A 23630-nucleotide genomic window follows, 5' to 3' on the forward strand; every position below is an offset into this window, starting at 1 on the left:
AGCCGCTAAATGCGATCCTTTTAAGTCAGCCTTTTTTCTTACTTTTTGATGGAAAGCTCTACTAACCGTTCAATCATATCCTCATAAGATAAGCCAATTTCTCTCGCTGCATCTGGATAGAGGCTAGTTGGCGTCATTCCTGGAAGTGTATTTACTTCTAAAATAACAGGTTCACTGCCGTCTCTTGGTACAATAAAATCCACACGAGAATAAATATCACAACCTAATGATTGATGAGCTAAGACTGCATTTTTTTGTAGTAAAGTTGTCACTTCATCCTCAACACGAGCAGGAACAATATGCTCACTCATACCAGGAGCATATTTTGCTTCATAATCATAATATTTATTTTTGGGTACAATCTCTACAACAGGTAATGCTTTTTCTTCTCCTTTATTCCCCATTACTGCAACAGTTACTTCGACACCGTCAATAAATTCTTCAACTAATACAGTATCGTCAAACTTAAACGCTTCTTCAATTCCATCCAATAATTCTTGTTCATTTTGGGCAATCGTTAATCCTATTGTAGAACCTTCTTGATTAGGCTTAACAACTGCCGGGAAATTCGTATCCCAATTAAATTGTCCTTTATCATAATTATGTTTATATATGACCATTTCTTGCGCTACGCGAATTCCATTTTTGTGAAAGAACGTTTTTGCTTTTGCTTTATCCATCGCTAAAGCAGACCCTAGAACTCCTGACCCTACATATGGAATGTTAAGCATCTCAAGTAATGCTTGAATTCTCCCATCCTCACCATAACGTCCGTGCAAACCTATATATACGATATCAACATTTAAGTTGATGATGTCATTAATTCGTTGTGGATGGAAATCAATACCGATTACTTCATGTCCTTTTTTTGAGAGGGCATCGATAATTCCTTTACCAGAAGACAAAGAAACCTCTCGCTCAGCTGATGTTCCGCCGTACAGTACACCAATTTTCATATTGAGTATCACTCCTAAAATAATATGTATCCTCATTATATTCGCCTATGTAACTCTTGCTACATCACAACAAAAATTACCACAATCCATACTATAATAACATGAAGTAAAGAAAAGCGTAAGCACCCGTTTAGCGACGTATGGACTGAAACCCGCCGTATGAGATAAAGAAAACACGTAGAGCGAATGCGATACGATGTTGCCTTATCGTAAGGAGGCGAGTGAAGTCCACTAGACGCTGGGTGCTGGAGCTAGACAAATAGAAAAGCGTAAGGGGCCTGCTTATCGGCGACAAGCGCTGGAGGCCCAACAATAAGTGCCTGTTTTGGGCACGTTTGATGGACCGAAGCGACCTCGAGCCGATGGACCCTGGAGCTAGACAAATAGAAAAGCGTAAGGGGCCTGCTTATCGGCGACAAGCGCTGGAGGACCAGCAATAAGTGTCCTGGTTTTGGACACGTTTGATGGTCCGAAGCGACCTCGAGCCGATGGACCCTGGAGCTAGACAAAACTCTAAACTTAAACCTAGGGAGTCTAGGTACGTTCGAAAATAAAAACGCCCCAATTGGGGGCGTTAACATTTAGATCTGGTAACAAACGTGTGATACGTTCGAAAAATCGCTTCTACTTTCATTAGTTCTTTTCCATATTCCGCGATCCGATATGTGGTTATAGTTGAAGGGTTTCCGAATTCTGATAATAAGGCGATAAACGAATCGTCATCGACTCCAATGAGATCGTATTCTTCAAATTTTAAATAAAATCTATTGTCATATGAGTATAAGGTGCCACCAACAACCCCAAATGGATAGAGTCGTGAGGATAAAGCAATTACATCTTCAAAGGTGTCAAATTCATAAAACACTTCATCACTTTCATCAAGTGTAACCTTCATTTCAATATAACCATCATCATAATCATCTTCAAACTCTTCATCGTCTTTTGATCCTTTTGTAACGATGATCACCATTCCTTGTGCTGGCATAACAAATACCTCAACAGCAACTGGCCCATCAGCTTTAAAGCCTAGTTCATCATCTGCTTCGGACATCATTTCACGAAACAGATCATGAACTTTCGGACCATCCATCCACAAATCTTCCTTCGTCATTCCTCTTTCTTTTAGGTCATCAAAAGTTAAAAAAATTTTTATTTTATCCATGGTTAAACGCTCTAAACGCATCTATGACCCTCCCTGTGCCAGGCATCTCGCCCTAGACCGTTCATTGAACGGTTAATGCGTATATTGTACCGTTTGTTGTCATAATTGTTACTATAAGATATGTCAGAGGAACGTCGATGGTTCTTGGTTAATAACCATTTCCTAGAATAGATTATCGTTTTAGGTGAGCAGATAACCAACTTTCCCAATCTTGCTTTGTTATACCAACTACATATTTACCATACTTCTGTTCATCCTTTTCTGACATGTAGCTTAGAGCTGTACCACCTACACCAATGATTAGATCCTCAAATGTCCCTTGTAGATGATCAATGAGTGCAAATGTACTCGGAAGATTCAGTGACAACGTACATGAAGTAAAGAAAAACTTTGCACCCACTTCCTTAATCACCAATTCTACATCTCGTTCAGGTATACCCCCGCCTAAATAAATAACTTCAAACCCTTTTCTTCTTAGAAACAACGTAAAAATCAGTAAGCCCAGTTCATGCTTTTCCTGAGGTCCACATACAGCAACTACCTTTGGTAAATAGCCGTCAACAGGAAAGCTTTGAAAGATATTCCCGATTTTTGTTCTTAAGAAACTAGATATAAAATGTTCGTGAGCTACTGTTATGTCACCCTTTTCCCACATGTCACCAACTCTCACTAACAAAGGACCTAATATCTCAATCGTTACTTTTTCTACATTAAATAAACTAAATGCTTGATTCATGAGTTCATGAGCTTTGTTTTCTCTAAATTGTAGTAACGCATCTAATATTTCATCAGCTAACTGTTCAGAGTAATCATCTTTTTTCTTTTCCGCTGTTACATCAAAAATAATATTGCCTTTTTCCATAAGCCCAACCGCTTGACCTATAGTGAAGCCATTATTTACTTTCTCAATAAGCCAGCGTAATATGGCAACGTGTTCTTCGGTATACAGCCTATGCCCTGCCTGATTTCTTACGGGCTCAATCATCTTGTATCTTCTTTCCCAAGCCCTAAGAGTTCCTGGTTGAATTCCAAGCATCTGGCAAATTGCTTTAATATTATACTTACCTTCTTTTGAAGTCATTGAACTTCCTCCAAACCACGATCATTAATACCCTTAGTATAATAGAGGAAAATGTTTGTGTAAACTTTGTATAATAAACGCACAATAATAAATAGTTTATTTAGACCTTAATGTGATCAAATGTGTTTCTGCCCTGGCTCCTAATCGGAGAGGTAATCCTGTGGTGCCATAGCCATTACTAATAAATAAAGTTGTGTTATTCCGCTTCTTCAGCCCACCGATTTCAGCTATCCCAAAACCAAAGAACCGAATTTGACCTCCATGCGTATGTCCAGATAAAACCAAGCTTATTTGGTGTTCATCTTTTAATTGTTCAATGATACTAGGATTATGGCTAATCAAAATCCGAAACCCTTCTTCACTATCTTGAAGAGCAAGATCTAAACGATCTCTTTGGCAACCAACATCATCGACACCTAAAAAGATAACTTTCTCTCCATCATTTTCATATGTAACTGCAGTATTATCTATTATTTGTACACCTTTTTCAAGTAATGTTGCATCCAATCTTCGAAAGTCACCTTCATAATCATTATTACCCCAAACAAAATGAATGGGTCCTAGTGATTGAAGTAATGTAATGTTTTTTTCAACATTTGAGAATGGCACTTTTTTTTCTAATAAATCCCCGCCAATAATGACTAAATCAACCTTCCCTTTCACTTGACGAACCAGTTCTTCATCAATTAAGCGAAAATGAATATCAGAAATAAAAAAAATCCTCATTCCATCAAATGATTGAGGAAAATTAGGAAATTCCAACTCAATTTCACTAACCTGATTTCGAAAAGCTTCTCTATACATAAAAAGCATCAAAATGGTGCCGAGTACTAATACGATACTACCAATAAAAATAAAAATCACAGTATCCGAAAACTCCTTTACGAATTTCTATCATAAACTTTTCCTTCATTCGCCTCCATTATACCATATGCAGTAGCAAACATTCCGGCTAGAACACCCGTGATTGGATGCATTACTGATTGAATAATAACCGAAAAAAACAGAATAATAGCTATTATACACTCATTGGGGTTGACTAGCCCTTTATTTAAGAGAGGGAACACAACTCCAAGTATAATTCCTTTAATTACAAAGGCTAATGCCATAAAGCCTACGATAAACAAGAGGGTAGCACCTAATAATGAAAAAGGAGAAAAAACTAACTCTCCTAGCCACTCCGAGAATGTTAAATTAAATGGTGATGGGAAGACTCTAGAAGAACTACTAATACAAACATGCCCCACAATTAATAATAAAGCTTTTTTAACAAACCAATTATTCAAACCTCTTTCTCCTCTCTAGAAAATAATCTATGATCCTCTTTTTCTACTTCTATTTTTATGCATAACATATCACTGGTAGTGCCCATCCTAGTGAGCTTCTGCACTTTAGTACAACTAAACCCAAATAAAAAAAGAGGAGGACTATTCAGTTCTCCTCTCCTTACCAAAATATATCGTTTATATTTTACTTTTAGTACTCAGATTTGAGTCAAGTTTTCTTTATTATAAACAACTGATTTTTCCTACATTCCAAGATTACAACTTAAATACACATTATCACGGATAACGGACATTTTCCTCGCTCTAGAAGCTACCTCTTCTGGATTTACCATTTTTCTAGCAACGCCGGTTTCTAATGCAGCCTTAGCCACACTTTTCGCAACTTCAGGAGCTACTCTTGGATCAAAAGGATTCGGTATAATATAGTCTTGCTTTAATTCACTATCTGATACTAAGCGCGCAATAGCGTAAACAGCAGCAATTTTCATGCTTTCGTTAATATCGGTTGCAAACACGTCTAAGGCTCCTCGGAAAATACCTGGAAAAGCTAAAACATTATTAACTTGATTTGGAAAATCAGATCTTCCAGTTCCAATTATTTTTGCACCAGCTTCAATAGCATCATTAGGTAAAATTTCTGGGTTCGGATTGGCCATTGCAAAAATGATAGGATCAGTATTCATAGAGCGGACCATCGCTTTTGTTAAAGCCCCTTCTACAGACACACCAATAAACACATCAGTACCTGCAATAATATCTGCTAATGTCCCCTCTACCCTCTCTATATTTGTAAATTCAGAAACTTCTTCTTTTACAGGGTTCATTCCATACGAACGCCCTTTAAAGATAGCTCCTTTCGAGTCACACAAAATGATATGTTGTACACCCATTGAATGCAATAATTTAACGATAGCGATCCCTGCTGAACCAGCGCCATTTACTACCACCTTTATATCGGTAAGTTCTTTTTTAGTTAATTTTAGTGAATTCAACAGCCCAGCTGCAGTAACAATTGCTGTTCCATGTTGATCATCGTGAAACACAGGGATATTCATTTCTTTTTTCAATCGTTCCTCAATAATAAAGCAATTAGGTGCTGCAATATCTTCTAAATTAATACCACCAAACGTAGGTTGAAGAAGCTTTACAGTGCGAATGATCTCTTCTACATCGTTTGTGTCTAGACAGATTGGAAAAGCATCCACTCCAGCAAATGATTTAAATAATAATGCTTTTCCTTCCATAACAGGCATAGCTGCTTCAGGACCAATATTTCCTAAGCCTAATACCGCTGTACCATCTGATACAACAGCAACTGTATTTCCTTTCATCGTGTAGTCAAAAACTCGCTCTTGGTCATTAGCAATTTCCTTACATGGTTCAGCTACCCCTGGTGAATACGCTAAACTTAAGTCCCTCGTATTCTGCACTGATACTTTTGAGATTACTTCTAGTTTCCCTTGATGCTGTTTATGCATCCGCAAGGCTTCTTCCCTTAAAGTCATTTTGTTCTCTCACTCCTGTTTTTTATTTTCTGATTTTTTAAAATATTTATGTTATTTTATTACATCACACTGTTAAAATCAACCAACATTTAAAAAATAATGTGTAATTTTTAAGAACATTTCGAAAAACGAAGCAAAAAACCCAATCTACAATAGTAAACCGGGTTGATCCAAAGTCAATTGATATCCGTCTTTTAGTGCCATTGAAAGTGTTGTTGCATCAGTTGTACCCTTCCGCCTAACCCTTCAGAAAATTCATCAAATGTCGTTTCAGTTATTTCATAGATTTCTCCTCTTATTTCAAAAAGATAAACAGCTTTTGCCATATGATTTTCTTGTTTCAATACGAATAACTCACCATCAGCATTCCAATTTGAATTAAACATTTTCTCACTTTCAAAAAATCCTTGTCGCTCATATTCGGCTTTAAGGCGTTTTATATACTCTTCCACTGGAAGTTGATCATCGGACGGAGCCTTGTGTACTGTAAAAAAAGGCGGTTCTATTTGATCACCCGTATAATTGGCAAACACTCGAGCTGTATAGCCATTTTCATTCGCTACAGTATCAACAGTAAAGCGTTCATCAATATAGGTACTGAATCGAAGCTCTTCATCTATCCATAAAGTTAATTCAATCTCTTCCTCTTGTCCTTCAATAGTTAAGATATCAGTCTTTTGCTCCTCACGTTGAATAGCCATCCGCTCAGCATTATCTTCTAATTTATTTCCTGCATCCCTTAACTCAATCTGTTCATAGTCTTGACTAGCATTGTTTTCTGATCCTTCACTTAAAAGAAGGATGCTGCCGATTCCTACGACTGCAAACAGACTTGCGGCAACACCTAAACCTCTGATTTTATTAAAGAAGGAAACCTTCCTTTTTTCTTTTTGCTTGATATAGTTCATTATTTCATCAGGGGACGATTGATTGGGTGTTTGATTATAGGTTTCTCTTAGTTTTTTTAATGACCTTTCAAAGTCTTGATCACTCATTGTGCTCACCTACCTGTTCTAATCGTTCCTTTAACATTTTTCTTCCACGAAACATTCTTGTCTTAACCGCACCTTCACTTACACCTAACACTTCACCGATTTCTTGATAGGATAAATCATGAAAATAATGAAGAATAATAGGAAGTTTATATTGTTCAGCTAACTTCTGAAGCGCTTCATGAACTTCAGGCAAGTTTGCATCATCTGTAAAATCCGGAGATTGGGTTATAGCAGCCTCAGCTAGAAAAGCTTTCTCCTTCCGATCTATTCTTTTCTTTTTACGATATAAATCCCTGATGATATTTAAGGTAATTTGGTAAAGCCACGTCGTAAATTTCCCATTAGTATGGTTATTCATATAACGATAGACTTTTAAAAAAGTCTCTTGTGTAACATCTTGTATATCATTCGGATGTACTCCAAGTTGAAAAGCAAACTTCTCAACTGTAGAAATATGTTTACTTACTAACTGATAGAAGGCATCCTCATCTCCTTGTTTTGAATTTGCTAATAATTCTTCATCCTTCATTAAACTACCCCCAAAAGTTGAACCAAGTTTAATAAACGGTACCATTGTATTAACCTTTAATTCTCTTATGAAACGCTATGTATTTGCTCAAAGTTACAAAAATATAAAATCATTAAAAAAGCTAACTTAAAAATGCTACATCACCTAAAAAACCATATATAGAACCAAAAAAGGTTTAAGTTCTATAAGTCACAGTTAAGGTTTCTGAAACATAAAAAGTCAGCCTAATTTTTCTTTTTTCATTCGATTATAGGGGCAATCCTTTTATAGCCACCCGTTGTTTGTCGATCAGCCATCATAATAATTGGTTCACCACTCTTTGGTACTTGTATCGTTCCATATGCAATCACATCGGATAAAATGTCAGCACTATTTTTATGAGATAACGACGATCCTTTTAAACGATAGCCCATCCTATCAGATTGATGCCCAACGGTAAATTCCTTATTAAAGAATGTTTCTTGAGATTCCGGTATGAAAGAATGCCATTCCGGTCCTTTCATCACTCGGATAACGTGCTTTTCTTTATAGTTAGGTATTAATGAAGGGTGGAGGGATTTTATAAGCGAAGTACGATTACATGGTGTCTCTCTTCGAACATACAACACATCCCCTTTTTGAAGTACTCTTCCTTTAAATCCGCCTAAATTGCCTCTTACATAAGTAGATTTACTCTCCTGACACAACCACACCATAACGCTGAAAACCTACTCTGCCGGAATCTTGAATGGTCGTAAACAACCCTGGTTTTATCACTTTAAATTGCGGTGTCTTCACTATTTTTTCTCCACACATTCAACTTGAATTTCACGTTTCTCTAGTTCCAATTTAAGTCTTTTCACAAAATCCAGCGCATGCGTCGAATCCCCATGTACACAAACCGTTTGTGCATTAATTGGCATTACTGGACCCTCAATTGTCTCAACTTCTCCTTTTAAAATCATACGATAGACACGTTCCAACGCTTCATCAAAGTCAGTAATTATCGCATTCGGTGAAGTTCGAGGCGTCAATGTTCCATCTGCCTGATAGGTACGGTCAGCAAATACTTCTTCTACTACTTGAAGGCCAATTTCTTGTCCCGCTTGAATGAGCTTTCCACCAGCTAGTCCAAATAGGAGCAGTTGAGGGTTAAAGTCATAAACAGCTTCGGCGATTGCCCTTGCTAAAAGAATATCTGTGGACGCCATATTGAATAAAGCTCCATGTGGTTTCACATGATGCAAAGTTGTTTGATGTAGTTTAGCAAATCCTTCTAAGGCACCTAATTGGTAAATTGTAAAATTATATACATCATTCGGTTCTACCTGTAACACGCGACGACCAAACCCTAGAAGATCCGGCAATCCCGGATGAGCACCTATTTTCACCTTTTCCTTTACCGCAAGTTTAATCGTTTCATGCATGACATTATGGTCGCCAGCATGATAACCACAGGCTATATTCGCTGAAGAAATATATTTAATAACTTCCGCATCATTTCCAATTTGATAGGCACCAAAACTTTCACCAATGTCACTGTTCAAATCAATTGTCCTTTTCATCGACAACCCTCTCCTCGCACTGAACCGACAAGGTAAAATCATTTACCGCTAGGTCCTTTTGTATTTGCTCATATTTTTGTTTTGGAATACTCTCAAACTTTAAGTAATCCCCAGAGTTTAATAGAGACGGTGGCGTACAATTCTCGTTGAATAAATCTACAGGTGTGCGACCGATAAATCGCCAACCGCCTGGTGAACTTAAATAATATACGCCAGTTTGATTCCCGGCAATTCCAACGGATCCTTTTTCAACCCTATGCCTAGGTACTTCTAACCTTGGTGTTGCAATAGCTGGATTTAAGCCTCCTAAATACGGAAATCCGGGTGTAAATCCAATCATATACACTAAATATTGCCTTTCACAATGAAGCTCTATTACTTCCTGTTCTGTTAACGAATGATAATTTGCTATATATGATAAGTCTGGTGCAAATTCCTCTTCATAACATACCGGTAATGTAATAATCTTTCTTGGCGGCAACACGACTTTACTCATATGACTAACCACTTGATGAACTAATAGTTCAACCTTTCCATATGTATTCTTTAAAGGGTTATAATAAATTGAAACAGAAGTATAGGAAGGTACCCATTCAATTATTCCATCTAACTTTTCGTGCTCTAATAATATACAAAAATTACGGACACGTTCATTAATATCTGCTGATATTTGACTCCCAAAGCAAACCCTTACGATTTGGTCACCAACCGTCTCTATAACGATTGAATTCATCTCATCACCTAATTACCTTATTTACTATATAAAGCAGTTACCCATTCATTCGATTGAATTCGTTCTAATACCTTAAAGCCAACATTTTCTAAGTAGGTTGTGACCTTTTCTTCATTCCATTCAACGACGCCTGAAAGTAAAAATTTATTTGTTTTCTCGTACAAACGGTGTCGCTTTATAATTTTTACAGTTTCTTCTGCTCCAATATTAATAATGGTCCAATCGATGTCCTTAGGAAACTCATAATCTTCCTCTAGAATATCTACTTGATGAACTGTTATATTCGATACTTGATTTAAATTCGCTTGATGTGCAACTTCTCTTTCAACAGGCTCAATATCAATTGCCGTAACATTAACAGCACCTTTGATAGCTGCAGCAATGGCAAGTACCCCAGAACCGGTCCCAATATCGAAGACGTTCATGTTATCAAATCGATCATTCAGAATGAATTGTAAGCAATCTTGTGTCGTTTCATGAACGCCTGTCCCAAACGCAGCTTGAGGATCTAAATAAATTGTTTTTTCTAGCTTACTATCCACACTTTCTTCATAACAGATCATCCAACCATTTCGAAGTTTAATGTCAACAAAATGAATAGGACCAATTTGAAGAGAAATATCTGCCTGTTCGATTTCCTGTGCGGAGACTTGTAATGTCTCACTAACTAAACGAAGAACTCCATTCACTTCTGTATCTTCTTCCACAACAATGTGTAGTTTAATATCTTGATTTTTTTGAATTTCAACCCCATAACCATTTTCATTCACCTTTGTTTCAAACGGCTGTTCGTAATATAAATTGAAAACCCCTGCGATGTTTAACTGTTCAATTGCTTCATCAACAGATGTACTTGGGATGTTAACCGTAAGTTCCTTCGCCATTCTTCTCCTACCTTCTTTCAACACATGTATCTATTTTTTTATTCATTTTACCACAACGTGATTACTTGAAGTAATCACTACAACGCTTCAACCACAACGAAACACATCACTATTTTTGAGCATTATCTAATCCATAACGCAAATGAACATAAACCTAAAAAGGAACCGACTTCAACAAGCCGGTTCAAAACAATCTTTATTAATAATCAAAATTTGTCTTTTTGTATTCAATTCCGATGCCATCTGTTATGACCAAATCGACCCGTACATCACCAAGCTCCTCTATCTCTTCATCAAAGTGTATCCTTTGATTGTACTCATACATTTGGTCGTGCGGCATATCCATTGCTTGGTTAGATTCCGCTAATACATCAACGTTTTTTATCAATTCATCATTAATATATACATGCGCTTCTGCACTCATAATTTTTAGTAGCTCTTTATCTTGCAAGAACATATGTCCTCCACTATACTGTTGCATCATAATATGAAGATCCATATATTCCTTACTATAAGAATATACATATACATCAGCGTGAATCCGGTCTTGTATTTGATCAAAGATTGAAAGATATTGCAATTCTTCACTTCTTTTTCGTTCTTCTGATACAGCTAAAATTTGAGTTTCATAATTTCCCTTGATAGATAACACCAGTTCGATTTCATAACTTAATGTTTCAACTTCCTCTACTTCTAGTTGTTCCCACTCATCCGTCCCCTGCTCACGATATAAGAAGTATAGTTGTTCCTTACGATCGAGCTCTCCTAAGGCCCAAGTGACGAGCACCTTAACATGCTCAGCCTCACTTCCCATGTCTTTCACTTCAAAAAAACTCTTTCTTACCCAGCGTTGCTCTTCTGTAAATTCATTTAAAGTATCTGATAATCTATATTCATATACAAACAGTAAACACTCCATCTTCCTCTCCCGTCATTTCCAGCTTTCCTTAAGATTACTATACGATTTACCTAGAGAGCAAGTAGACACATACCATACAATTTAAAGACCACGACAAAAATAAAAAGCCTTCATTCCAATTCCCCGGTGAAATGAAGACTTTCTATTAAGCTATTATAACAGCTATTATTCTACCTCGTGACGTAAACACTTCTCACACTGATGAAGATAAGACTCATGTTGTTCATCAATAACGTCACCACAGTCTGTGCATTGTTTAGGTGGTAAACTTCTAAAGAACTCTGTACTCGGTGTCATTTTTTGTTCCTCCTATATCCTTTGTTAAAATCATTGTATTATAACAACTTTAATTTTGCAACCCTGTAATAAAACAATTTCTTATAAAAAAACACCTATTTTTATTAAATTCACACTTACTGTTATATAAAAGAAGAGGTTTACCTATTCAAGCGTCATTCAACTCCACGAGTTAATAACACTTAAGGTAAACCCCTTCGAATTTTTGAGTAGTGACATGATTATTATTGTGTCTCTTCTGCCACTTTGAAAAAGGCGATCGCCATACCAATAGATACAACCATTATTAAACCAGTAAATCCTAATACTGCAATTAGAGCAGTTCCACTCATTACCCCTCACCTCTTAATAGTTTTTTACTCCCATAAAAATAATAGCATATTTTTTACTTGCTTTTTTGTTGTAAATGTGACAAAATTTTAAGTTTACTTTTTTTATTATTTACACTGTATTAACGTAGTAAATAGAGTTATCGACAACACCTTATTTATTTATTTTTGAAAATTCACAATTGCATATTTACTTTAGTACGCATACGTGTTAAAGTAATAAATGTAAATGACCTCTTATTTTTCTCTCTTTGAAGAAAGCCAAAGTATCGGCTTTCTTTTTTTTTAGCTCTATACCTACTTGGAATGGATTTTGGTTCTTTAGTGTAGAAGATGTGAATGATCCACTACGCGAGCCTATTCCAGACAGGCGGTAAGAAAAACACAGGTCCATGGTCTTAATTTTTTTCTTATTATTGAAAATTCTGTCTTTTGTGGTATACTTTAATTACTTGAGTAAGCGCTTACAAAATTGTTCATTTTATTCTTGCTGAAAGGAGCTGATGAACAGATTGTTACTTCATAAACTAAAAAACAAGTCCCTCATTACTAATGCAGATATTGAATTTAATATAAAGTACGGTTTACCTGTTGAAGTCTTTTGTCCGGCAAAAAAGCAAACGCTTGCATTTGGGCGTATCGAAGATTATAACCACTATTTAATTCAGATTAACGGTGTTGAATATTGTCGCAACCAAAATGCCCTTTTTGGTCACCCTTCTTTGTCTGCATAAGAAAGACACAATCCATTCCATAAATAAACACGAGGCTGAACAAGTCAGCCTCGTGTTTATTTATGGAACAAATTTACACTATATTCTTCATTGAGAAATTTAAATAATTCATACCGTTTTCCCCACAATTCGGCTGTATCCCATAGTTGTTCTTGCCGATCAATAACTTCAGAGCGTAACTCTTCAAATTCTTTCTCTGCTTTATCCAGCTTCTTCTTTGCATTTTTCATAAAAAGTAAGCATATAAGAAACAAACCAATATACAAATAAAGAAAACCACTTGCTATTAAAGTTAAAAAGTTAAGAGCTGCACCTTGTAAGAGGATAAAAATAACCCCTAACCCTAAACATATTAAAGTGGAAAGTGTCGTTCTTCGTAAAAGTTTTTCTGCATGTTGTTCAGTCACTTTCCGCTCTATTAACGTTTCAACTAAAACTAAACCTGTATCCGAAACATACTCTTGTTTTTTTAGAAACTGCTTTCTTTCCATATTTAACCTCCTTCATATAACTTGTACTTACCCTATGTTTATGAAGGAGATTTTGCTTTTAATACCGTATGCTTACAAGCTTACAAATTCTCTAACCAAATAGGTGATGATAACACAACTATGACAAGAATAATAAATAAAACTAATAACACTCGAATCAATGGAAAACGCATTCGAAACTTACGGTTCTTATTCTTTTTATGTTTATGGAATTCACTTCTCGGTGGTAAAGACGCGGTATCAACTTCTTTCCTGTTCGCTCTTCGCTTTACTTGCTTCCTTAACTCTTCCGCTTGATCATCTGAAGATTTTACAACCATAAGATCCCCCCCATACCATAGTAGACTTTCACGTGTTGTTTTTTCTAGCTCTTATCATAATATAAAGGCCTAATACAAAGTCAATAAGAAAATGTGTAAATATAGGAACTAATAAATTATTAGTCAACTCAAACAATAACCCTAAAACAAAACTTAACACAACTGCCATCGTAAATAGTAAAGGTTTTGAAAGGTAGCGAAAGTGAATAAGTGCAAATAAAAGACTAGCAAGAATTAATCCAATTTGTGTTTGTAAAATGCCTCGAAATAAAATTTCTTCACTTACAGAAACAATCAGTGCTATTAAAAAAATATGAAAGACATTTCTCTTTGCAAACACTCTTTCATTAATTCCACCATCATCCGTCCACTCTTTCGGTAAATAAAGATCGAATAATAAATCAATGATAATTACGGTGATTGCAATACCGCCACCAATGAAAAGAATTTGTATAGGATCCCATTTAAACATTTCAAAAAAAGTTGACATGTCATCGATCCAAAAAAAACCTAGAACGATAGCTAAAACTAACATAATGGTCTGCGTAATATAAAGGTTTAAAAGTATTTCTCGATCTGACATTTCTTGAATGATCTTTGCTTGCCTGTTCATGTTCAACATCCTAATTTATAATTGATGAAAAATTTGTTTTAACTCCTCTTGCCATGGTAACAACTCAATTGACTTCTTGACTTGTTCACTGTTAATTTTCATATAGCCTTCTAGATATAGTTCACAATTATCACAACAATTTATCGGCTTTTGATCTAATTTTTCTTCAAAATAGGATAAATAGTATTCACGCCTACATAAATCACATTCAATAAAGTTAATCATCTCTTGCACTTTTTGGACTTTTTCTTCAATCCTTCTTTCAACTTTTCGTTCAATCAATGTCATCGCATACGGTAAAGCTTGTTTATTCACATTCCCTAAATGAATCACGTTTTGTAACTGTAAATGATAATATAAAAATCTCCAAGCTCCTTCTGTTAGTCCTATTTGAGCTTGTATTTGTATTTCATCGTCACTTGTAAGTGAAAGTTTACTTGATGCTAACATTTCTAAATAGCGATTGACCGCTTGAAGTTGTTTTTTATTAGGTAATTCATGTTCAATTAAAGATATAGGTAAGTAACGGTCGTCTTGACTATATAATAAAAGTGCAATACTACTTTGACCGTCTCGACCGGCACGACCAATTTCTTGTAAGTAAGCTTCCATATGCTGTGGAAAATGAAAATGGATAACGTACCTAACGTTATTTTTGTTTATCCCCATCCCAAATGCATTCGTACAACAAATAATATCTAACTGACCATTTATAAATTGCTGTTGTATTAGCAACCGGTCATCATTTTCTAAACCACCATGATAATAAGCGACATATTGATTTCCTTCACTTTGTATTCGAACAGCAAGATTCTCTGCCCATATTCTTGAGGATACATAAATTAATCCTGGACCATTTAATTTATTTACCCAATTTAGTAACTCAGTAACCTTCTCATCTACATCTTTATACTTTTCAACTTGGATAGCTATATTTGGTCGATGGACGCTAAATATATGTGATGTGACATCCGGTAAACGCAACTGTGAAACGATATCCTTTTGAACTTCTTTTGTGGCTGTTGCAGTAATCGCTAAACACGGCGGGCAGCTTAATTGTTCCCAAACTTCACCTAACTTTAAGTAATCTGTTCGGAAGTCGTGCCCCCATTGAGAAATACAATGGGCCTCATCAATAACAAATAATGAGATCGTAGTGGAAGTTAAGGCATCCATTATCGTTTGAGACATTAGACTTTCTGGTGAAATATAGACGATGTCATAACTAGCTAACGTTTCAATTACTCTTTTTCTTTCATAAAGAGAAAGAAAGCTATTAATCGCAGCAACTTTTTTAATTCCCTGGCTTTTGAGTTGTTGTACTTGATCTTCCATTAAAGAAAGTAACGGTGACACAACTACAGCTGTTCCTGGCAAAAGCAACGCCGGTAATTGAAAACAGATCGATTTGCCCGTTCCAGTTGGAAGCATCGCCAGTACATTCTCTCTATTCATTAGTGATTGAATTACTTCTCTTTGTCCTGGTCTAAATGTACTATAACCAAAATAATTAAATAATTCTTTTTCTAAATCCACTATCGTTCACCTAACCTAGCTAATACGAGCCTTATTTTGAAAAAACTAATGTCCATTGGAAGTTGCTTTTTTAAATCACTGAGTTTTTTATTAGAATTATTTGCGATCACTTCTGATATGAGTTCCACCTCTTCTTCCTCAATAAAAGAAGTTAATTCTAATGATTTATCCTCTAACATTATTTCAACTATATGATCTTCAATTGTATTCACTTTTAAATTACGCTGAGTTGCAATCTCCTCAAGTGACAGTCCGCGTTTCATTAAGAGATACGTTTGCCTTGTTGAATTTGTCATTTGAATGGAGCGATTTATATCTGAAATAAATGTATTCAAGAATGGAGTTTGATGACCGTTTACTTGCATCTCATCCAACATTCTGTGCACAATCGACAAATGGATTAGCTGAATAGCCTCCTTATCTTTTTGGTACATTGAGGCTAATTGTTCATTTGTTAGACCAATACGATGTGACCCTGATAACTTATATGTAAAGATCTCAGCTTCTTCCTTCGAAACTTTACTTAGTAAAAAAAATAACTCCTCGTATAGTCGAATACTAAACTGCTTCCGATTGGACTGTTTCGGGAAGTGTTTTTTGACCCACCCTTTCACTTGTTCGTCTTTTATAATGGGAAAGAAATGATGACTCTTCGCCTCTAAACAAGATAATGATTGTATGGTCAATACAAGTCTTGACCAAAACAGTGTAGAAGCACCTTTATGCTTCCACCCATTTAGATAAAATATATAATCTAATTCCTTGAGTTCCCTCCGTAAAATTTCTTCACCTTTTTTTGTGATTTTATAGGTCAATTCACTTTCCTGTTTAATATAATGATTACTAAGTAATTCTTCTAGTACTTGATCCAAATCATCTCGAAGTAGACGGGGCAAGATCCCAAACAAAAATAAACATTGATACAAATGCCCGTCTTGAATAGTTTGAGATGAACGTTTCCCTTTGAGTAAATGATATATTCCTGATATCGTACGGTCCCCGTTAAAAAGGGAAATGAGATACAATAAAATTAATGTAATTGTAGACACAATTTTCCCCACTTTTATCATTTGTTTATATTTATAGGGTACAACTATATAATAACAAAACGCGAATAACAACATGTAGTTTATTTTTAGAGAAATTCGGCAATAAATAAACTGCGAGACCCCTTATGTGATAAGTATTCTCAATAGATTTAATTGTTGAAATGTTGGTCAAACATCTATACAATATATAATAGAAATTGTATTCCTTACCAACAGTCACAAACTTGACTAAGATACATCTTATTATACATAGGGGATTATTTAAGGAATGCTTATTTTACAACCTACATGGAGGGATTTATTATGCCAAAATACACAATTGTTGACAAAGATACTTGTATCGCATGTGGTGCCTGTGGAGCAGCTGCGCCAGACATTTACGATTACGATGATGATGGAATTGCATTCGTAACACTTGATGACAATCAAGGGATTGTAGAAATTCCAGATGTATTATTAGATGACATGAATGATGCATTTGAGGGTTGCCCTACTGACTCAATTAAAATTGCAGACGAATCATTTGATGGTGACGCTTTAAAATTTGAATAGTATTAGAAAAGAGGCAACACATAAATGTGTTGGCCTCTTTTTTATGTAGTTTGTTCTCATAAACCTATGATGTAAGCTAAAAATAACCTCGAGTAAATTAAGGCCTTGCATCATCTCCTGTGAATTGATATTAATAAATAACTTTTTATTGCTTCCATCCAAGTTGTAGCACGTTCATTCTTTAATTCTCTAATTACTTTTTCTCAATCAATTATACCGATACTCTGTTAACGAAATATTAAGTTACTTTAAAAAAAGCTATATTAAATAATACTGTTGATATCCGTTGATTTTGGGCTCATCGTGTGAAATGTTAATTTCCACACACCTATTAGGAATGAGCCCAAAATCAACAATACTCTTTAACAGGGCTAATCTTTGAGAAAGGGGCGAAATAAATAAAAGAGTGCTACATTTATTATCAGCACTCCTTCACATCAACTACTCTTTAGTTATGTTTGAAAATAACCCTTTTTCAACACCAACAATATGCTCCATCATTGCTTCATAAGCACCTTGTTGATTTTTTTCCTTTATTGCTTCATATATCCGCAAATGTTCCTCGAATAATTGATCCATTTTGCGTTGTTCTGAATATAATAGAACTTTTCTTGCCTCTCTCATTGATTGGTGCATCACATCGGATACATTACCGACAAGCTTTGATAGCATTTCGTTTTTCGTCGCACTTACAATTGACTTATGGAAATCGACATCAGCTTTTTCACCAATTGTACCGTCACCTTCAGCCTGTTGCATCTCGTTAAGAGCCTGTTCCATTTGTCTTAAATCTTCTTCCGTTCGATTGAGAGCTGCAAGTGAAGCTGCACCCGTTTCAATTACTTTTCTTATCTCAAAAAGTTCTCGCATATCTTCTTGTTGCATTAATTGAACGCCTGGAATAATACTACCGATTAAATCAAGGTCAACCTTTTTTACGAATGTACCTTCTCCTTGACGCATATCTATATATCCCATTGCTTTTAATGCACTTAAGGCTTCTCTTATTGCTGAACGCCCAACATTAAACTCTTCGGCTAATTGTTGAACAGAAGCTAACCTCTCACCAGGCTTTACTTCACCTTTTTTGATCATATCCATTAATTGTTCTGCGACAATTTCATAAATCTTTTTTGGCTTCACCTTACGTATTGCCACGACTCCACCTTCTTTACTGTCATATCTCCTGTTCTAATGCTCTTCACTATTATTATATATAGAATTTAGGAAACGCTTTCGTAGTGAATATGAATAAATTGTACCGGTAATATAACGAATTAGCAACAGTTATTAACAATACTTGGTTTTTGCTTAAGGTGAAGTCAGTAAGTTCTATAAAATGAGCCCTTCTAAAGCTAACAACACATTATTGGACCATATTTCAGAAAAAGAAGAAAGCGGCAGTGGATTCGTGCCTACTCCAACCTCAATCGTGAAACCTGGACGCCCTGTTTCTTGAATAAACCAGTCTTTATATCCCCCGTCACTCTCAGCAGTGTGAACCGGAACGTAGGAACTCACTAGCGAGAGACGTTCAACCATTTCTTTACTTTCTGCTGGTTCATAACCTCGGTAACCCCAATAAATAACTTGGCCTTGGGAATGAAATGCTAAAACGTGGGAGAAGTTATGTGAACGTGTAAAATCATAAACTGCTCTAGCTTCAGGTTCTGTTAATGGTGCAGTCCCGCTATAATGCCTAGGCCAAGGTTGTTGAGGACTCTCATCTGCTTCTATCTCCCACCCAGCTGGCCATTGATGATTTAAGTCCACTCCTCTAATATTACTAGACCAGTGATCAAACTCCGTACAACCTTTATTAATTGTCAATACTTCTTTATACATCGGATGTTCTGGATAAATTCCTTGCTGAACTAACTCAACACCATCTGGATTCACAAGAGGAACTATATATAAAGTAACTTTTTGGAAGAGATCTTTCAGCTCATATCCATGCCACCTTTGCTTATTTTTATAGTGATGAAGCAGCTCTTCAATGAACGTCATTAAGAACTTACTCGTTAACCATTCATTCGCATGCCATCCACCAGAATAAAAGATTTCCTTTTTTCCACTTCCAATTTTAAAACTATACAAAGGATGAGACAAAACCGATTGACCCATTGTATTAATCGAAAGAAAATGAGTAGAAATGTAATCGCGGTAATTTTCTTGTAATGACTTAACATCCCAATCTAAATCGGTAGGACCGTATTCACATAAACACTGAAAATGTGCATTTTGTAATGTTAACGCTTTAGTTATTGCTGGTATTTCTAACACTTCTCCTGGATAAATATAGGATTTTTCATTCATGATTTGTCGATTAAACAAAATTAAGTCAAAAGGTCGAATACCAAACTTAACAGCTACTTTTCTAATCGTATCCCCTTTTTGAACAGTGTACGCTCTCATAATCTCCCTCCTCACTTTACTTTATGAACCTTTTCTTAAAATAAGAAGAATTCATCTTACAGAAACCGGACCAATTGGTTCACAATTAGTAAACAGGAGAAGCACTTAAAATGAAACCTTTCTAAATTAAATAAGAGAAGGCGTGCTTAGTAAGTGTGGGCTTTATCAATTAATTTGCCACAACTAAAGCTGCCTTCTCTTTTTTTATTGTGTCACTTGGAGAACGTCACCTGGGAATATGAGATCCCCTTTCAACTCATTATGTTCTCTTATAGTTGCAATAGAAACATTATATTCGATTGCTATTTCATGTAGTGTCTCGCCAGCCTTAACGACATGAATTAAGTCATTTTCGTTTGTGTAAACAATTAAATTTTGGTCGACATGAATGAACTCATTATCAAGCTCATTCCATTTTTTTATTTGCTCGACCGAAACTTGGTGTTGTTCCGCTAAGCTCCAGAGCGTGTCCCCTTTCTCAATCGTAAGAATTATTTGCTGCTCAGTTATTTCAGTTACTTGCTCCTTTGCTGTATCATCCTGTTTGATCGGAAACTTTGTTGTCTTATTCGAATCCAAATATGTATAGTGCTCACTAACTACTTCATCGTTTTCATCTTCAATTAATTGATACTTAGCTGACAATACCTCTTGAAACTCATTTTCCGTACCTTTTTCGTCTATAACAGCGACTAATGAATTCGGCTCATCTTTTAATACGAGTAATGGGTCAATCGAATTCGTTTTACTTATATTCCATTCTCCGACATGCACTTCAAAATGTAAGTGATTTCCTGACGAACGTCCGGTATTTCCAACTGTACCGATAACTTGTCCTTGTTCTACACTGTCTCCTTCACTTAAATACCTCTCATGCATATGGGCATAGATTGTCTCTAGCTCTGAGTCGTGTTTAACAAAAATAACATTACCATATGTATCCGAATAGTATGACCTCGAAACAGTTCCATCTTTTATCGATACAATTGGAGTTCCCTCAGGTGCAGCGATGTCTATACCAAAATGACGTCCACCCCTTGTTCCATAATGATCAGATATCTCACCTTCAGTTGGCCATATTAAAGCATTGATTAACTCTTCTTCTATCGTTTTTGCATAAGCAGGAACTGTTCCTATGAATAGGATGCCGATCAAACCGGTAATTGCTCCTACAATCCATATTCGTCTAAAATAATCTACCATGCTTGCCTCCTTAATTTTCCTTAAGTACGTGTTCAAAAAGGAGGACAAAAAGATCCAAGAAGTTCGAGGCGGTGCAGTTGCGAGTACCACAGCTTATGCTATTAATACGTGAGGAACGCAGCAGCAAACCAACGAGCTTCCACAGGATGTGGTGACTTCGACGTTCCCACAGGACGTGGGGGGCTTAGTCGAAGATCATCTACTGCCAGATATTTTTCCCGGACTTTTTGAACATCCTCTTAAAGGTTCACACACACAATGTTTATAGTATGGAGGCTTGCCCATTTTTATTACAACAATTTTTTATTTATTCAATTGCCCCTGAATGGACAATTCGGACATTAAATTTAAATTCTACTTCGATATCTTGATACATCTCTTCCCACTTTTCTGGTTGCCAATTTCTCGTTCTACTTCGATATTGCTCACCAAGCCCAAGCGGGTCAATTTTTAATTCCTTAAATTTTGTTATTAACTTTTGGGCAGTCTCAGCCTTTTCCTCTTCCATCTTTTTTTCCAATTCCTCTATGAAACCTGGATCTTCGATATTAATACGTTCAGAAGAATCTGTAATTTCCCCTTTTACATTAACATGATAGATAAATTTTGGAATTTGACCTGTATTTTCCATCTTAACTCTATATGAAGATGTTACGTTTTCAACAGCGACAACTAAATCTTCCCCTTCATGAGTAACTAAATGCTGTTGCATACCATGTTTGCCTCTCATCGTTAAATACCTTAACATATAAGACTCTTGCAAATTAATTTCAGCGACATATTTATCGTGATCAAACAGTGCTGTCCCAATTACATTTAATTCATCTTCACCTTTAATTAACGGCAAGTAGGCATCTCTACCATCATTGTACATGCTGTAAAGAAAAAGGTGTAAATTAGAAGGGGGAATTACCCGTTGTTGAACGTGATCAATTAAATCAGGGATAAATACTCCAACGCGATCCTCATTTTCATCGACTGTAGTAAAAATATCTTTTGCCTTTCCTACAGAAACAGCCAATTGTACACGATTTGGAACATCAGGATTTCGATATAAAGCATCTGCTAGATGTTCAATACCCTTTTTGGCAATCGTATTACTAAATATATAGACTCGAGACTGCCCTAATTTAATCGGACGTTGACTTTTCATATTGATTTGTTCTATGGCCCCATTTGTTGTTTTACCAATACCTGTTAACATTTGGGAAAACAAGGCACTTTCTTCCCCTTGTTCAACAAAGTTTGGAAAAGCTGCAGTTAATTCAATTTGATCTCCATCTGCTTCATCATAAGCCATTCCATGAACCAATGACAATTCCTCTATAATATTCGTTTCTACACACCCTGTTAGAACGAAGAGAATTACGGAAGTTAGGATGATCCATCTACATCGTTTCATTTTGATCTTTCCTCACTTTCATAACAAGTTGCTGCATAATGAATAAGAAGGGGATATAGACAAAAACAATTCCGAATCCAATATATGAAAAATATTCATTCAACATATTTATATCTTCCCGACCTTCTACCATCGCTGTTATTGTTCCTAATAACAGTAAAACAGGTAGTAATAACTTCTTTTGCTGAACTTTGAAAACGCGTTTGCATCCTCTTGTTGCAGCCCATACCGCAAGTGCAATATTTGGTGCGACAATAATCATCCATAATGAGATACTTATATATTCAAATCGTTCGATAAATGGAAGCTCTACAATTTTATATATAGTTAAAGTGGCCCAAATTGTTCGGTTTAATTGTTCCTCACTAAAAAAAACTAAGCTAACAATCATTAGAAAGGTATAAATAAATGTCGTATAAAGTGCTCCGAGTTGGGCCCATCTTTGTGAGTCTTTACTATTTTTCAAAAATGGATAATACATCAATAAAAGTTCAAAACCTAAAAACGATAAAGTTGTATCACTAGCTCCTAGTAACATCTCCCCAACAGAATGTCTCCAAATCGGTAATAAATTAATGACATTTGCAAATTCAAGCGGCAGGATTAACAGAAGAAATAACGGTAATGGAATAAAAACACTAATAACAGCCATTCCTACGACAGCGCGAAATCCGCCACTTATTAAATACCAAAGTAACAATACAGCAATTGTACTAAAAAACCATGCTGGAACTTCAGCAAACATCCATACTTGTACAACCTCAATAAACGTTCGCAGTACGACTGTAGCTAGACCTAAAAAGTAAATAATTAAGAGAACACTTAAAAAGCCGCCAAACCATTTTCCAAACAATTGTTGGTGAACATAGACAATATCACCACCACTTTTATCTAGTATTTTGTAAATCATCCAAATTATTAGGTGGACAACAATTCCTGCTATGATTACTGCAATCCATCCATCGAAACCAGCTGTTTTTACAACGATCCGTTGATAACCGAGAATGCCGACACCGATTTGCATGGCATGGATAATAAAAAAAACTAAATAAGAAGATACTTGAACATTTTCTTTTACTTTTGGGGGATTCATCT

Annotated in this window: 26 protein-coding genes; 2 read left to right on the forward strand and 24 right to left on the reverse strand. The window is 35.8% G+C overall.

The window, feature by feature from the left end; genetic code table 11:
* Positions 1-38 precede the first annotated feature (38 nt).
* The 14 genes from ACNSTQ_RS11500 to yhfH all read right to left on the reverse strand — a co-directional run bounded on the left by ACNSTQ_RS11500 (position 39) and on the right by yhfH (position 11891).
* Positions 39-956 carry a D-alanine--D-alanine ligase family protein gene (locus ACNSTQ_RS11500; RefSeq protein ID WP_418199956.1) on the reverse strand — a complete coding sequence of 306 codons (918 nt, stop codon included), beginning with the start codon at positions 954-956 and terminating at the stop codon, positions 39-41.
* Between the two features lie 574 nt (positions 957-1530).
* Positions 1531-2139, reverse strand: coding sequence for a genetic competence negative regulator (locus ACNSTQ_RS11505; RefSeq protein ID WP_418199957.1), 609 nt, complete (start codon positions 2137-2139; stop codon positions 1531-1533).
* 151 nt (positions 2140-2290) lie between these two features.
* Positions 2291-3199 (reverse strand): MerR family transcriptional regulator, encoded by a 909-nt coding sequence (locus ACNSTQ_RS11510; protein WP_418199958.1) that lies wholly within the window; start codon positions 3197-3199, stop codon positions 2291-2293.
* Between the two features lie 96 nt (positions 3200-3295).
* Entirely contained in the window at positions 3296-4060 is a 765-nt protein-coding gene (locus ACNSTQ_RS11515) for a metallophosphoesterase (RefSeq protein ID WP_418199998.1), read from the reverse strand.
* A gap of 20 nt (positions 4061-4080) precedes the next feature.
* Positions 4081-4485: a hypothetical protein gene (locus ACNSTQ_RS11520; protein ID WP_418199959.1), complete on the reverse strand. Its 405-nt coding sequence runs from the start codon at positions 4483-4485 to the stop codon at positions 4081-4083.
* Positions 4486-4727: 242 nt separating this feature from the next.
* The gene (locus ACNSTQ_RS11525; RefSeq protein WP_418199960.1) at positions 4728-5990 is read right to left on the reverse strand and encodes an NAD(P)-dependent malic enzyme; all 1263 of its coding nucleotides are present in this window, start codon (positions 5988-5990) and stop codon (positions 4728-4730) included.
* Positions 5991-6184: 194 nt separating this feature from the next.
* Positions 6185-6985, reverse strand: a complete 801-nt coding sequence (locus ACNSTQ_RS11530) for a hypothetical protein (RefSeq protein ID WP_418199961.1) — start codon at positions 6983-6985, stop codon at positions 6185-6187.
* Positions 6978-7514 carry an RNA polymerase sigma factor gene (locus ACNSTQ_RS11535; RefSeq protein WP_418199962.1) on the reverse strand — a complete coding sequence of 179 codons (537 nt, stop codon included), beginning with the start codon at positions 7512-7514 and terminating at the stop codon, positions 6978-6980. The genes ACNSTQ_RS11530 and ACNSTQ_RS11535 overlap by 8 nt, the downstream gene beginning before the upstream one ends.
* Positions 7515-7753: 239 nt before the next feature.
* On the reverse strand, positions 7754-8209 hold the full coding sequence (locus ACNSTQ_RS11540; protein WP_418199963.1) for a biotin-dependent carboxyltransferase family protein: 456 nt from the start codon (positions 8207-8209) through the stop codon (positions 7754-7756).
* 81 nt (positions 8210-8290) lie between these two features.
* The gene (locus ACNSTQ_RS11545; protein WP_418199964.1) at positions 8291-9058 is read right to left on the reverse strand and encodes a LamB/YcsF family protein; all 768 of its coding nucleotides are present in this window, start codon (positions 9056-9058) and stop codon (positions 8291-8293) included.
* Positions 9042-9791, reverse strand: a complete 750-nt coding sequence (pxpB, locus tag ACNSTQ_RS11550) for a 5-oxoprolinase subunit PxpB (RefSeq protein WP_418199965.1) — start codon at positions 9789-9791, stop codon at positions 9042-9044. The genes ACNSTQ_RS11545 and pxpB overlap by 17 nt, the downstream gene beginning before the upstream one ends.
* Before the next feature lie 17 nt (positions 9792-9808).
* Positions 9809-10675: a 50S ribosomal protein L11 methyltransferase gene (locus tag ACNSTQ_RS11555; RefSeq protein WP_418199966.1), complete on the reverse strand. Its 867-nt coding sequence runs from the start codon at positions 10673-10675 to the stop codon at positions 9809-9811.
* Between the two features lie 199 nt (positions 10676-10874).
* Positions 10875-11594 (reverse strand): hypothetical protein, encoded by a 720-nt coding sequence (locus tag ACNSTQ_RS11560; RefSeq protein WP_418199967.1) that lies wholly within the window; start codon positions 11592-11594, stop codon positions 10875-10877.
* 165 nt (positions 11595-11759) lie between these two features.
* Positions 11760-11891 (reverse strand): protein YhfH, encoded by a 132-nt coding sequence (gene yhfH / locus ACNSTQ_RS11565; protein WP_418199968.1) that lies wholly within the window; start codon positions 11889-11891, stop codon positions 11760-11762.
* Positions 11892-12723: 832 nt separating this feature from the next.
* On the opposite strand from yhfH, the gene ACNSTQ_RS11570 reads away from it, so the two are divergent.
* A complete protein-coding gene (locus ACNSTQ_RS11570; protein WP_418199969.1) occupies positions 12724-12954 on the forward strand; it encodes a hypothetical protein in 231 nt (76 codons plus the stop codon).
* Between the two features lie 56 nt (positions 12955-13010).
* On the opposite strand, the gene ACNSTQ_RS11575 is transcribed toward ACNSTQ_RS11570, so the two are convergent.
* The 5 genes from ACNSTQ_RS11575 to ACNSTQ_RS11595 all read right to left on the reverse strand — a co-directional run bounded on the left by ACNSTQ_RS11575 (position 13011) and on the right by ACNSTQ_RS11595 (position 16963).
* Entirely contained in the window at positions 13011-13445 is a 435-nt protein-coding gene (locus ACNSTQ_RS11575; RefSeq protein WP_418199970.1) for a DUF2663 family protein, read from the reverse strand.
* A gap of 80 nt (positions 13446-13525) precedes the next feature.
* Positions 13526-13765 (reverse strand): hypothetical protein, encoded by a 240-nt coding sequence (locus ACNSTQ_RS11580; protein WP_418199971.1) that lies wholly within the window; start codon positions 13763-13765, stop codon positions 13526-13528.
* 28 nt (positions 13766-13793) lie between these two features.
* Positions 13794-14378 (reverse strand): lysostaphin resistance A-like protein, encoded by a 585-nt coding sequence (locus ACNSTQ_RS11585; RefSeq protein ID WP_418199972.1) that lies wholly within the window; start codon positions 14376-14378, stop codon positions 13794-13796.
* Positions 14379-14393: 15 nt separating this feature from the next.
* A complete protein-coding gene (locus tag ACNSTQ_RS11590; RefSeq protein ID WP_418199973.1) occupies positions 14394-15914 on the reverse strand; it encodes a RecQ family ATP-dependent DNA helicase in 1521 nt (506 codons plus the stop codon).
* Positions 15914-16963 carry a helix-turn-helix domain-containing protein gene (locus ACNSTQ_RS11595; RefSeq protein WP_418199974.1) on the reverse strand — a complete coding sequence of 350 codons (1050 nt, stop codon included), beginning with the start codon at positions 16961-16963 and terminating at the stop codon, positions 15914-15916. Before ACNSTQ_RS11595 ends, ACNSTQ_RS11590 begins: the two co-directional genes overlap by 1 nt.
* A gap of 303 nt (positions 16964-17266) precedes the next feature.
* Between ACNSTQ_RS11595 and ACNSTQ_RS11600 the strand changes: the two genes are divergently transcribed.
* Positions 17267-17515, forward strand: a complete 249-nt coding sequence (locus ACNSTQ_RS11600; RefSeq protein WP_418199975.1) for a 4Fe-4S domain-containing protein — start codon at positions 17267-17269, stop codon at positions 17513-17515.
* Positions 17516-17956: 441 nt separating this feature from the next.
* On the opposite strand, the gene ACNSTQ_RS11605 is transcribed toward ACNSTQ_RS11600, so the two are convergent.
* From ACNSTQ_RS11605 to ACNSTQ_RS11625, 5 genes are all read right to left on the reverse strand, one after another.
* Positions 17957-18673 (reverse strand): FadR/GntR family transcriptional regulator, encoded by a 717-nt coding sequence (locus ACNSTQ_RS11605; protein WP_418199976.1) that lies wholly within the window; start codon positions 18671-18673, stop codon positions 17957-17959.
* Between the two features lie 174 nt (positions 18674-18847).
* Positions 18848-19930 carry a M14 family zinc carboxypeptidase gene (locus ACNSTQ_RS11610; protein ID WP_418199977.1) on the reverse strand — a complete coding sequence of 361 codons (1083 nt, stop codon included), beginning with the start codon at positions 19928-19930 and terminating at the stop codon, positions 18848-18850.
* Between the two features lie 204 nt (positions 19931-20134).
* Complete coding sequence (locus ACNSTQ_RS11615; RefSeq protein ID WP_418199978.1) at positions 20135-21133, reverse strand: peptidoglycan DD-metalloendopeptidase family protein; 999 nt, start codon at positions 21131-21133, stop codon at positions 20135-20137.
* Between the two features lie 307 nt (positions 21134-21440).
* The gene (locus tag ACNSTQ_RS11620) at positions 21441-22535 is read right to left on the reverse strand and encodes a Ger(x)C family spore germination protein (RefSeq protein ID WP_418199979.1); all 1095 of its coding nucleotides are present in this window, start codon (positions 22533-22535) and stop codon (positions 21441-21443) included.
* Complete coding sequence (locus ACNSTQ_RS11625) at positions 22522-23628, reverse strand: GerAB/ArcD/ProY family transporter (RefSeq protein ID WP_418199980.1); 1107 nt, start codon at positions 23626-23628, stop codon at positions 22522-22524. Before ACNSTQ_RS11625 ends, ACNSTQ_RS11620 begins: the two co-directional genes overlap by 14 nt.
* Positions 23629-23630 lie beyond the last annotated feature (2 nt).

It is taken from the genome of Alkalihalobacterium sp. APHAB7, assembly GCF_048323755.1.
Taxonomy (GTDB): Bacteria; Bacillota; Bacilli; order Bacillales; family Bacillaceae_F; genus Alkalihalobacterium.

Coding starts and splice junctions, on each gene's coding strand:
- ACNSTQ_RS11500 (WP_418199956.1), bottom strand. CDS start 956: ATGAAAATTGGTGTACTGTACGGCGGAACATCAGCTGAGCGAGAGGTT.
- ACNSTQ_RS11505 (WP_418199957.1), bottom strand. CDS start 2,139: ATGCGTTTAGAGCGTTTAACCATGGATAAAATAAAAATTTTTTTAACT.
- ACNSTQ_RS11510 (WP_418199958.1), bottom strand. CDS start 3,199: ATGACTTCAAAAGAAGGTAAGTATAATATTAAAGCAATTTGCCAGATG.
- ACNSTQ_RS11525 (WP_418199960.1), bottom strand. CDS start 5,990: ATGACTTTAAGGGAAGAAGCCTTGCGGATGCATAAACAGCATCAAGGG.
- ACNSTQ_RS11530 (WP_418199961.1), bottom strand. CDS start 6,985: ATGAGTGATCAAGACTTTGAAAGGTCATTAAAAAAACTAAGAGAAACC.
- ACNSTQ_RS11535 (WP_418199962.1), bottom strand. CDS start 7,514: ATGAAGGATGAAGAATTATTAGCAAATTCAAAACAAGGAGATGAGGAT.
- ACNSTQ_RS11540 (WP_418199963.1), bottom strand. CDS start 8,209: ATGGTGTGGTTGTGTCAGGAGAGTAAATCTACTTATGTAAGAGGCAAT.
- ACNSTQ_RS11545 (WP_418199964.1), bottom strand. CDS start 9,058: ATGAAAAGGACAATTGATTTGAACAGTGACATTGGTGAAAGTTTTGGT.
- pxpB (WP_418199965.1), bottom strand. CDS start 9,791: ATGAATTCAATCGTTATAGAGACGGTTGGTGACCAAATCGTAAGGGTT.
- ACNSTQ_RS11555 (WP_418199966.1), bottom strand. CDS start 10,675: ATGGCGAAGGAACTTACGGTTAACATCCCAAGTACATCTGTTGATGAA.
- ACNSTQ_RS11560 (WP_418199967.1), bottom strand. CDS start 11,594: ATGGAGTGTTTACTGTTTGTATATGAATATAGATTATCAGATACTTTA.
- yhfH (WP_418199968.1), bottom strand. CDS start 11,891: ATGACACCGAGTACAGAGTTCTTTAGAAGTTTACCACCTAAACAATGC.
- ACNSTQ_RS11570 (WP_418199969.1), top strand. CDS start 12,724: ATGAACAGATTGTTACTTCATAAACTAAAAAACAAGTCCCTCATTACT.
- ACNSTQ_RS11575 (WP_418199970.1), bottom strand. CDS start 13,445: ATGGAAAGAAAGCAGTTTCTAAAAAAACAAGAGTATGTTTCGGATACA.
- ACNSTQ_RS11580 (WP_418199971.1), bottom strand. CDS start 13,765: ATGGTTGTAAAATCTTCAGATGATCAAGCGGAAGAGTTAAGGAAGCAA.
- ACNSTQ_RS11585 (WP_418199972.1), bottom strand. CDS start 14,378: ATGAACAGGCAAGCAAAGATCATTCAAGAAATGTCAGATCGAGAAATA.
- ACNSTQ_RS11600 (WP_418199975.1), top strand. CDS start 17,267: ATGCCAAAATACACAATTGTTGACAAAGATACTTGTATCGCATGTGGT.
- ACNSTQ_RS11610 (WP_418199977.1), bottom strand. CDS start 19,930: ATGAGAGCGTACACTGTTCAAAAAGGGGATACGATTAGAAAAGTAGCT.
- ACNSTQ_RS11615 (WP_418199978.1), bottom strand. CDS start 21,133: ATGGTAGATTATTTTAGACGAATATGGATTGTAGGAGCAATTACCGGT.
- ACNSTQ_RS11620 (WP_418199979.1), bottom strand. CDS start 22,535: ATGAAACGATGTAGATGGATCATCCTAACTTCCGTAATTCTCTTCGTT.
- ACNSTQ_RS11625 (WP_418199980.1), bottom strand. CDS start 23,628: ATGAATCCCCCAAAAGTAAAAGAAAATGTTCAAGTATCTTCTTATTTA.